This is a genomic window from Marinobacter salinisoli (assembly GCF_017301335.1).
In the GTDB taxonomy this organism is placed as follows: domain Bacteria; phylum Pseudomonadota; class Gammaproteobacteria; order Pseudomonadales; family Oleiphilaceae; genus Marinobacter; species Marinobacter salinisoli.
Genome location: NZ_CP071247.1, coordinates 3706804 through 3716531, shown reverse-complemented (window position 1 = coordinate 3716531; position 9728 = coordinate 3706804). Strand labels below are relative to the sequence as shown.

9 protein-coding genes and 2 pseudogenes are annotated in these 9728 nt (G+C 59.3%); 3 read left to right on the top strand and 8 right to left on the bottom strand.

All coding sequences use genetic code 11. The annotated features are described in order from the left end of the window. Positions 1–74 precede the first annotated feature (74 nt). Positions 75–233: pseudogene (locus LPB19_RS17145) on the bottom strand (GntR family transcriptional regulator); the annotation flags it as partial. An 89-nt stretch (positions 234–322) separates the two neighbouring features. Then, complete coding sequence (locus LPB19_RS17140) at positions 323–505, bottom strand: GntR family transcriptional regulator (protein WP_228289154.1); 183 nt, start codon at positions 503–505, stop codon at positions 323–325. A 251-nt stretch (positions 506–756) separates the two neighbouring features. Here LPB19_RS17140 and LPB19_RS17045 point away from each other — a divergent pair. Both LPB19_RS17045 and gloA read left to right on the top strand, forming a co-directional pair. Then, positions 757–1895, top strand: a pseudogene (locus LPB19_RS17045) (alkane 1-monooxygenase). 176 nt (positions 1896–2071) lie between these two features. Further along, positions 2072–2620 (top strand): lactoylglutathione lyase, encoded by a 549-nt coding sequence (gloA, locus tag LPB19_RS17040; RefSeq protein WP_206644070.1) that lies wholly within the window; start codon positions 2072–2074, stop codon positions 2618–2620. Here gloA and LPB19_RS17035 read toward each other — a convergent pair. From LPB19_RS17035 to LPB19_RS17010, 6 genes are all read right to left on the bottom strand, one after another. After that, complete coding sequence (locus LPB19_RS17035; RefSeq protein ID WP_206644069.1) at positions 2617–3570, bottom strand: DMT family transporter; 954 nt, start codon at positions 3568–3570, stop codon at positions 2617–2619. The genes gloA and LPB19_RS17035 overlap by 4 nt on opposite strands. After that, positions 3567–4223 (bottom strand): LutC/YkgG family protein, encoded by a 657-nt coding sequence (locus tag LPB19_RS17030; protein ID WP_206644068.1) that lies wholly within the window; start codon positions 4221–4223, stop codon positions 3567–3569. The genes LPB19_RS17035 and LPB19_RS17030 overlap by 4 nt, the downstream gene beginning before the upstream one ends. Then, entirely contained in the window at positions 4220–5653 is a 1434-nt protein-coding gene (locus LPB19_RS17025) for a LutB/LldF family L-lactate oxidation iron-sulfur protein (protein ID WP_206644067.1), read from the bottom strand. The genes LPB19_RS17030 and LPB19_RS17025 overlap by 4 nt, the downstream gene beginning before the upstream one ends. Further along, positions 5650–6429 (bottom strand): (Fe-S)-binding protein, encoded by a 780-nt coding sequence (locus tag LPB19_RS17020; protein WP_206644066.1) that lies wholly within the window; start codon positions 6427–6429, stop codon positions 5650–5652. The genes LPB19_RS17025 and LPB19_RS17020 overlap by 4 nt, the downstream gene beginning before the upstream one ends. Before the next feature lie 166 nt (positions 6430–6595). Continuing rightward, positions 6596–6865, bottom strand: a complete 270-nt coding sequence (locus LPB19_RS17015) for a ComEA family DNA-binding protein (protein WP_206644065.1) — start codon at positions 6863–6865, stop codon at positions 6596–6598. 447 nt (positions 6866–7312) lie between these two features. Beyond that, positions 7313–8035: a GntR family transcriptional regulator gene (locus LPB19_RS17010; protein WP_206644064.1), complete on the bottom strand. Its 723-nt coding sequence runs from the start codon at positions 8033–8035 to the stop codon at positions 7313–7315. Between the two features lie 366 nt (positions 8036–8401). Here LPB19_RS17010 and urtA point away from each other — a divergent pair, with 366 nt between their 5' ends. Continuing rightward, entirely contained in the window at positions 8402–9700 is a 1299-nt protein-coding gene (gene urtA / locus LPB19_RS17005; RefSeq protein WP_206644063.1) for an urea ABC transporter substrate-binding protein, read from the top strand. The last annotated feature ends 28 nt before the right edge of the window (positions 9701–9728 follow it).

Genomic DNA, 9728 nt, shown 5'->3' with positions numbered 1-9728 from the left:
GCGCCAAGGAAATAGGCCCGGCTCACAGCCGGTTTGAAGTTCGAGAGGGCTTCGGTGAGGTAGGGGTTGTTGACCAACTCGCAACAGGCTTCCATCACGCTGAAGCTGGCTTCGACGACTTCGGTGGTCTGGATGTCGGGCTGGCGGATTTTCACCAGCGCCGTTTCCACGGCATTGACCAGAAGCGCCTTGTCGGCTTCCTGCCAGCGTTCGCAAAGCCGGGCAGCCAGCATCATCAGCAAATGCATATACACATCGTAAAGCTCTGCCGCGTGCTCGGCGTCCAGGCGCGTAGCCGAGGCACCTTTTCGTGGTGTGATGTCTACCAGATGCCAGCGTTCGAGGGTGTACAGCGCTTCTTGACCGATGCCCGGCTGACATTAAGCTTCGCGGCCAGCGTCGCCTCCTGAATGCGCTCACCGGGCCGGATTTGCCCGGTCATGATCCGTTCAGCCAGATAGTTGGCAATCTGCTCTGCCAGGGTGTTGGGAACCTGAAAATCCATAGACCTTCTCTGATCAGGTGTAACCCGCCAACCACACTGCCAGGCAGGGGTAGGCGGCGTCTGAGGATATGCGCCCGAGTGTATCACAGCCTCTGCACGGGCAATCCTCAGTGCATGGATTGCAGGCGGGTTCTCAAAAAAACGGAAAACCTGACCAGCCTGGTTGACGACTGCTATATTGTAGGACAATAATTCAGTAAAGACAGAGGCGGTGAGTGCATCGCCGTTCGTGTTGCCAAGGAGAGAGCGTAATGAGTACCCGACACCTATCCGCCAGTCCCGAAGCTGCCCGCCGGAAGGTTCTGCTGACCCTGAAGAAGTTCAGTTACCTGATTGCCATGGTTCCGCTGGTCTTGCCGCCGCTGTTACTGGCTGCGGGCCAGGCAACGGATCTCGTCAATTGGTTTCCTGGGGGGTGCCTGTTGTCGTGTTCGGCATCATCCCGGTGCTGGATATGCTCCTCGGCAAGGATTCCCTGAACCCGGATGAAGAACTCGATGTCCCGTCCATGAACAACGAGCGGTTCTATCGGCTGGTTACTCTGGGGTGGGTTGTGGCGTTTGCGGTGTTACTGGTGTGGAGCATGCTGGTGCTGGCCTCCGGCACCTTCAGCCTGGCAGGTGGCGTTGGCTGGGTGTTGTCCATCGGGATTGTCGGCGGATTGGGTATCAACGTGGCCCACGAGCTGATCCACAAGGACAGCAAGCTGGAAAGTCGCATGGGGGGCTTGCTGTTGTCGCTGGTCTGTTACGGTGGCTTCAAGGTGGAACACGTCCGGGGTCACCATGTGCACGTGTCTACGCCCGAGGACGCCTCGTCTTCACGCTACAACCAGTCGCTGTATGACTTTCTGCCCCGGGCCTATGTCCGCAACTTTCTGAACGCCTGGAAACTGGAGGCAGAACGGCTGACGCGTAAGGGTCACAAAGTGCTTTCCTGGCGCAACGAACTGATCTGGTGGTACGGCATCAGTGTGCTGGCCACCGTGGCGTTTACCCTGGCCTTTGGCTGGCTGGGGGCGGTTTTCTTCCTGGGGCAGAGCTTCATTGCCTTCACCCTGCTGGAGATCGTCAACTACCTGGAGCACTACGGCCTGCACCGCCGCAAGCTGGACAACGGCCGCTACGAGCGCACCACGCCCGAGCACAGCTGGAACAGCAACTACTTTCTGACCAACGTGTTCCTGTTCCACCTGCAGCGCCACAGCGATCACCATGCCTTCGCCAAGCGTCGTTATCAGGTCCTGCGCCATCACGACATCGCGCCGCAGCTGCCTGCCGGCTACGCCGCCATGATCGTGGTGGCCATGATCCCACCGCTGTGGAAGCGCATCATGAATCCCCGGGTAGAAGCCTACTACCGTGGCGAGGAGCATCAGCTGGCGTCCTGAACCCTGCCACCCTCTTTCCAGACTTCAGAAGAGCGTCTCTGAAGCCGCCGGGGTAACAGCCGGCTCTCCGACCCCAGCGGTGCCGTTCTGGCCGTGGGGTCTTTTTTTTGCCCTTGAAATCGGTGGTCTGCGTACACAGGTATAACAGCTCAAGTTCATTCGAGAGGGAAAACGCCATGCCCAAGCATTTCGAGCAAGCCCCGGGGCTACACGACGAACCCGTTCCCGAGACGGAAGGCTACGTATTTAACCAGACCATGATGCGCATCAAAGACCCCGAGCGCTCGATGGATTTCTACACGCGGGTTCTGGGCATGCGCCTGGTTCGCAAGCTCGACTTCCCCGAGATGAAGTTCTCTCTTTACTTCCTGGGTTACCTGGATGACCGACAGGCCGCGCAGGTGCCGACGGACGATGACTACCGAACCACCTACACCTTCGGCCGCGAAGCCATGCTGGAGCTGACCCATAACTGGGGCACCGAGGACGACAACGATTTCGGTTACCACAACGGCAACGAGGAGCCGCAGGGCTTTGGTCACATCGGTATCGCGGTACCCGATGTCTACGCGGCCAGTGAACGGTTTGAAGAGCTGGGTGTCGAGTTCGTGAAAAAGCCGGACGACGGCAAAATGAAAGGGCTGGCGTTCATCAAGGATCCGGACGGCTACTGGATCGAAATTCTCCAGCCGAACATGTTGCAGAAGCAGAGCCGGGGTAGCTAAGCCTCCGGTGACTGTACCCCGGTATCGGCCACTTTACGGGTGCCGGGGTTGCCTCCCCATCGTGACGCGACAATCACTGCCACCGTCAGAATAAGGGCACCAGCCAGACCGGTGGGCCCCAGTACTTCCCCGAGGAAAACCCAGGCCAGCAGCGCCACGAACAGCGGTTCCAGCGTGACAATGATGCTCGAAAGCGTGGCCGGCGTTGTTCTCATGCCGGAAAAGAAACTCACGTAGCCGATGCAGGTCGGCACGATACCGATGTAGCCCACCATCAGCCAGTGGCGAAGTGTCAGTGTCTCCAGGCCATCGAAGCCCCCGGTGACAGACACCACTGGTAAAAGGATCAGTGCGGCGGTGCCAAAACAGAAAAAAGCGGTTGTGAACGCCGGTGTGCCAGCGGCGCTGTAGCGGCTGGTCAGGGTAAATCCGGTATACACCGCTGCCGCCAGAAGCGCCATCAGAAGGCCCATCAGGCGCAAGGAGCCGGTTGTTTCCATGTCACTGAGTACCAGCATGGCGGTACCGGCAATCGCGGCCATCAGGGCCAGAATGGTCAGCAATCCGGGTTTCTCGCCCAGCAGCGGGGCGGCCAACATGGCGACCAGCACCGGTGGCAGGCACAGGGCGATCAGCGTGGCAATCCCGGCGCCAGTAAGGTCAACGGCGAGCAGATAACTGCTTTGATAGATGGCCTGGAACAAGCCGAGGGCGGCCAGTGGTACCAGGGCTTTGAACGTCATCCGGCCACGGGATGTACCGGCGTCGGCGGATAGGCGCTCACGCTCGCGCCGCATCAACAGCCAGAAAAACGGCAGCGCAACCACAAGGCGCAGAAAACCCAGGGTGATGGGTTGCAGCTCGGTACCGGTAAACAGGAATTTCGCGACGATGCCGGTGGTTGCCCAGAGCAGGGCTGCCAGGGCAATCAGCAGGGCGCCTTGAATCATTCGATAATCAACACAATCAGCTCTTTGGGGCCGTGAACACCGTAAGCGAGCGTCTGCTCGATGTCCGCCGTTTTAGACGGGCCGGATATTAGCAGAGCGTTGGTCGGCATGCCCGCTTTCCAGTTCTGGGCATCAAGGGCTTCATACAGCGTTGTATAGATTTGGCTGGCCTCCAGCACCGCAATGTGGATCGGCGGCACCAGACTCATCAGCCGGGGCTCGTCCGCCGTTGGCCACAGGATCAGCGAGCCGGTCTCGGCAATGCCGCCCCGGGTGGAGGTGATGCCAGCGTCGACATCGTTGAACAGGGCCGGCTGCCAGCTTTCAATGGGCTCATCGTAGATCAGCAGATTCGGCAGATCGTCCCGCTCTGCGTGCGCGCGCAGGTCCTGGCCAATCTGGTGCTGGCTGGGAATCAGCAGATTGCGCGCTTTGCGTGCCGACAACACCTCGGCGACGTGGTCAATCCAGTTATCCCGGGTGCATCGGTGGACTTCACCGTGCACCGATTCAATGATCTTCTCGAACCGCTCGATGCGTTCCTCGGTGCTCCAGTCGGGCCGCTCAAGCACGGAAAAGTCGCTGGCGGGCGCTACCAGATCGCCACCGGTGCGGTTTCTCAGGCGTTGCAGGATGATGTCTCGGGCACTCACTTGCCGCGCTCCCTGAGCTGTTGATGAAGGGTTTTGCCGGCCAGTTTGGGCGCTGTCCGGAAATCCGTCCAGGCACCGGCACGTGCCGGCTGCAGTTTGCGGAACCGGGACGCAAACCGGGTTCCGGTCCGGTAGATGCCCGGGCGGCTGTGCATCCAGCTCCAGAATTTCCAGATGGCGGCCTCCAGCGGTGTTCGCTTGGCCCCGTGCCCGCGAACCTTGGCGGGGTGCAACTTGTCACCATCCACGGATTCCCGGCGCAGGCGCACCAGCAAATCGGGGATTGGAATTTTCACCGGGCAGACTTCGCCACAGGCACCACACAGGCTGGATGCACTGGGCAGATGCCGGCCTTCGTCCAGCCCGATCAGGTGCGGCATCAGGATCTTGCCGATAGGACCCGGATAGGTGGTGCCGTAGGTGTGGCCGCCAACCCGGGTATACACCGGGCAGTGGTTCATGCACGCCCCGCAGCGAATGCAGCGCAGGGTATCGAGCAGTTCGTCATCCTGGTAGATGACGGAACGCCCGTTATCCACCAGCACCAGGTGCACCTCTTCGGGGCCATCGAGTTCGTCGGCCTTGCGCGGACTGGAAATCATGTTGAAGTAGGTGGTGATGTGTTGCCCGGTGGCCGACCGGGTCAGCAGCGCGAGCAGGGCGGACACGTCCGCCAGATTGGGTACGACTTTCTCGATGCCGGTGACTGCGATGTGGCAGGGCGGCACGGTGGTGGTCATCCGTCCGTTGCCCTCGTTTTCCACCAGGCACAGGGTGCCGGTTTCCGCCACCGCAAAGTTCACGCCCGACACGCCCACGTCGGCGTTCATGAATTTTTCCCGCAGCTGCTGGCGGGCGGCGGCCGTCAGGTACTCGACGTCGTGGGACAGGTCGGTGCCGGTTTTTTCGTGCATCAGTTCGGAGATTTCGCCGGTGTTCTTGTGGATGGCCGGCATGATGATGTGGGAGGGCGTCTCGTTGGCGAGCTGAACAATGTATTCCCCCAGATCCGACTCGAGCGCTTCAATTCCCTCACCCTCAAGGAAGTGGTTGAGCTCCATTTCCTCCGACACCATGGATTTGCCCTTGATGACGCTCTTGGCTTCTCGGGCGACACAGATATCGCGGACAATCCGGCAAGCCTCGTCGCCATCAAGCGCCCAGTGCACCTTGATGCCATTCTCCGTCAGTTTCTGTTCCAGCTGTTCCAGCAGGTCGGGCAGGTTGGCCAGTGCCCGCAGGCGAACGTTGGCGCCCAGTTCCCGCAGGGTTTCCAGGTCCCAGCCTTCAAACGCCGCTTTGCGTTTGGACATCAGCCCGTCCATCGCCTTGCGGAAGTTCTGGCGAATTTGCGGGTTGTGCAGCGCTTCGTGGGCCCGGGGGTGGAACTCTTTGACATCAATGTGCGGATGGGGGGTGGTCGCGCTCATTGCCCATCTCCTTTATCGTCGTTCGTGCGCTCCCAGAGGAAACTGAGGATGTGCCTGCCCGCTATGGGGTGTCGGTTTTTCTCTGCGAACCCGTTGATGTTCATCAGGCAGCCGCAGTCGGTGGTGACAAAAGCACGAGCGCCGGTATCCACCAGGGTTTCGACCTTCTCTTCCACCATGGCACCGGAAATCTCCGGATGGCGCACCGCGAAGGTGCCGCCAAAGCCGCAGCACTCTTCGGCTCGTGCCTGCTCCACCAGCGTCACGTTGTTCAGTTGCCCCAGCAGCTTCGGGCCTACCTCCGCAACGCCCATTTCGCGACGGGCCGAGCAGGAGGTGTGCATGGCCACGGTGGTCGGCTCTCCGAGGTCGTCGAGCTTGATGTGACAGACGTTCAGCAGGAAATCGGTCAGCTCCCACACCCGCCCGGCGACGCCCGCGGCTTTGACCTCGTCTGCAGTATCCTTGAACAGGTCCGGGTAGTGCTTGCGCATCATGCCGCCGCAGGACCCTGATGGCACAACAATCGGCCAGTCTTCAGGAAACAGATCCAGTTGAGCGCGGGCCACGCTTCGGGCCTCGTCATGATAGCCGGAGGTGAACGCGGGCTGGCCACAGCAGGTCTGATCCTGGGGGAAGATCACCTCGATACCTTCGCGTTCCAGCAGCTGGATGCCGGCCATGCCAGCGTCCGGATAGAACATGTCAATGAGGCAGGTTCCGAAGAAGTAGACTTTGTCCGGCTTGGACGGGTAAACCTTGATGGGATCGGCCATGGCTCAAACGCTTAAGTCATTGAGAGTGTTGCTCAATGATAGGAGGGCAAACAGCGTGTTGCCAGACGACTTTTGTTTAGGGACTGGTAAATGGACGAGGTCGACGTTTGCGCGGCGGGGATGAGCGGAAAGGGCAGCCGGGTGCGGTGCTGCCCCCGGAGCGGGATTACTCTACGGTGATCCGTTCCGCGTTCTTTTCAACCGTGCGCTCACCAATGCCCTTGACCTTGGTCAGCTCTTGCGGGGTGCCGAATGGGCCGTTGGCTTCACGGTAGGCCACAATGGCTTCGGCCTTGCTGGGGCCGATGCCGGTCAGCTCCGCCAGGGTCGCAACGTCGGCGGTATTGATGTTGATAGCGGCCGGGTTGGCGTGGGCGAACGAGGTCAGCAGACTAAACAGCAGTACCAGAGTGGCAAGAATGGGTGTTCGGTTCATTATCGGGCGTTCCTGTCATCGTTTTAAGTTAATGAAAGCGTCAGGAGGCACGGCCGGTCGATCAACTCGGCTGCTGGTTGAGTAACTCAGTGGTTTGGTGTTCCAAAGGGGGGAGGTGAAGGGAAAGCGATGGGTGGGGACGGTGCACGGGCAGGATCACCATCCGTGTGATCCTGCGCCCGTGGCTGACCCCTGCCTGATCCTTCAGGCGTGCGCTCATCCTGAGCACGTCATCCCTGTTGTCTTCCCTGTAACCCCAATCCGTGGGGCGGCTCCAGTGCCTGGAACTCTCATCCGTGAGCCAACGTTCCTTGCTGGCCTGTCATCCCTGACACTCTCCATTCTAGTCCTGGCGGGCACTGGAAGAATCGGATATCCGCTTTGGGGGGTGTGCGATATATCCCACGATGATGTAGGTGATCTAGAGCACAGAAAGTGAACCTTAGTTCAGTATTTGTGCGCCCTGTAGCGCGATTCGGTTGTGGTCGCAGGCTCTGTAAGCGAATGGCCGCCGTCTTCCCGCGTGATCTCGCTGACCACCTGTTGCGCGTTGCGAATGTGGTCGGTCAGTAACGATTTGGCCCGGGTTATATTGCGCACCAGCAGCGCCGACAGAATCTCGCCGTGGGTGGCCGGTTTGCCGGCTTTGCCGCGCTTGTGCAGGCCCAGAGCCAGAGCCAGGCGCAGCCTTTCAGACACTTCCCGGTGGATTCGAACCATCTCCTGGTTACCGGCGGCCCTGACCAGCGCATGGTGAAAGCAGGCTTCCGGCGGCCTGTCGGGGCCCGTTATACCCCGGCCTGACACGGAGGGAGGTGACTGGAGCCGGAGCAGGGCCCGCAACTGGAGGTTTGTTTCGGGGCTGGAACAGAGTTTGTCGACCGCCGCCAGCTCAATGGTCAGGCGCAGCTCGAAAAGATCGTCCAGTTGTTTCGGGTCCAAGGGTTTTACCCGCCAGCCACTGCGAAAGAGCACCTCAACATAGCCCTCCTGCTGCAAACGGTACAGTGCTTCACGAACGGGAGTGCGGCTGGCACGCAATCGGCTGCCAATTTCACCTTCACTGAATCGGTCACCCGGCATCAGCCGAAAACTGAACAGGTCGGCTTTTACGCCTTCGTAGACATGCTCCGCCATACTGCCTTTTCTGGCGCCAGTATCCTTGGGCATTGCACGGTTTCTCCGTGGCGGAAGGTGGTGGTGAGCCGGTCAGGCTCTTATACCCCGGCTCCGCAAGGCCCGTGCCAGCCGTAAAATAAATTGAATGTGTATATATTTCATTGGTTTAGGGTTTTTCTGGTGCCGCAGTGTCCTGGCGAGTGCACCAGTTAGACGCACGTCGCGTGTTTTTCTTCCGCTTTTGGTGCGTTACCGGAGCAAGCGCTGTTGAAAAGATCGCCGGTCCTTGCCTTGTATACCAGTTAAGTTATTGAACTGTTGGAGTAAAGATGGGAGATGGAACAGCTAATGCAGATGCGTGAGGGCGTTAAAGAAGAACGAACAATCTCACGACAACCACAGGAAGGACGACGCACAATGAACATCAAAAAACACGTGAAACTAGGTCTCTCGGCACTGGCGCTGTCAGTGTCCATGCATTCTGTAGCTGCTGAAGATCCGATCAAGGTAGGTATTCTGCATTCCCTGTCCGGCACCATGGCCATCAGTGAGTCCACCCTGAAGGACACCATGCTGATGCTGATCGAAAAGCAGAACGAGGCTGGTGGTGTGCTGGGCCGTCAGCTGGAGCCAGTCGTTGTTGACCCGGCTTCAAACTGGCCGCTGTTCGCGGAAAAAGCCCGTGAGCTTCTGGAAAAAGAAGAAGTGGACGTGATCTTCGGTAACTGGACATCGGTCTCCCGTAAATCGGTTCTGCCCGTCGTTGAAGAACTCAACGGCCTGCTGTTCTACCCGGTCCAGTACGAGGGTGAAGAGTCCTCTGAAAATGTGTTCTACACCGGCGCGGCGCCCAACCAGCAGGCCATTCCTGCGGTGGACTACCTGATGAACGACATTGGTGTTGAGCGCTGGGTTCTGGCGGGCACCGACTACGTTTACCCGCGCACCACCAACAAGATCCTTGAGACCTACCTCAAGGACAAGGGTGTGGCCGCCGATGACATCATGATCAACTACACCCCGTTCGGTCACTCCAACTGGCAGTCCATCGTTTCCGATATCAAGAAGTTCGGTAGCGCGGGCAAGAAGACCGCCGTGGTGTCCACCATTAACGGTGACGCCAACGTACCTTTCTACCGCGAACTGGGTAACCAGGGTATCGACGCCGCCGACATCCCGGTGGTTGCCTTCTCCGTAGGTGAGCAGGAGCTGTCTGGTATCGATACCGGTCCTCTGGTTGGTCACCTGGCGGCCTGGAACTACTTCATGAGTGTCGACAGCGACGCCAACTATGAATTCATCGATGCCTGGGTTGATTACACCGGCAAGGAAGATGCCGTCACCAATGACCCGATGGAAGCGCATTACATCGGTTTCAACATGTACATCGAAGCCGTCAAGAAAGCGGGCACTGCCGATGTCGACGCGGTTAAAGACGCCATCATCGGTGTTGCCGTACCGAACCTGACCGGTGGTTACGCCACCATGATGCCGAACCACCACATCACCAAGCCGGTGCTGATTGGTGAGATCCAGGATAACGGTCAGTTCTCCGTGGTCTGGGAAACTCCGTCCACCGTTGCCGGCGATGCCTGGTCTGACTTCCTGCCAGACTCCAAGGACCTCATCAGCGACTGGCGCAAGCCGCTCAAGTGCGGAAACTTCAACGTGGTTACCGGCACCTGTGGTGGTAAGGCCGACGTTGCCTCTAACTAAGATCTGACCTGACCGCGAACGGGGCGTC

Bases quoted from the DNA above. Each gene is read 5' to 3' on its own strand.
- LPB19_RS17140 (WP_228289154.1), bottom strand. From the start codon at position 505: ATGGATTTTCAGGTTCCCAACACCCTGGCAGAGCAGATTGCCAACTAT.
- gloA (WP_206644070.1), top strand. From the start codon at position 2,072: ATGCCCAAGCATTTCGAGCAAGCCCCGGGGCTACACGACGAACCCGTT.
- LPB19_RS17035 (WP_206644069.1), bottom strand. From the start codon at position 3,570: ATGATTCAAGGCGCCCTGCTGATTGCCCTGGCAGCCCTGCTCTGGGCA.
- LPB19_RS17025 (WP_206644067.1), bottom strand. From the start codon at position 5,653: ATGAGCGCGACCACCCCCCATCCGCACATTGATGTCAAAGAGTTCCAC.
- LPB19_RS17020 (WP_206644066.1), bottom strand. From the start codon at position 6,429: ATGGCCGATCCCATCAAGGTTTACCCGTCCAAGCCGGACAAAGTCTAC.
- LPB19_RS17015 (WP_206644065.1), bottom strand. From the start codon at position 6,865: ATGAACCGAACACCCATTCTTGCCACTCTGGTACTGCTGTTTAGTCTG.
- LPB19_RS17010 (WP_206644064.1), bottom strand. From the start codon at position 8,035: ATGCCCAAGGATACTGGCGCCAGAAAAGGCAGTATGGCGGAGCATGTC.
- urtA (WP_206644063.1), top strand. From the start codon at position 8,402: ATGAACATCAAAAAACACGTGAAACTAGGTCTCTCGGCACTGGCGCTG.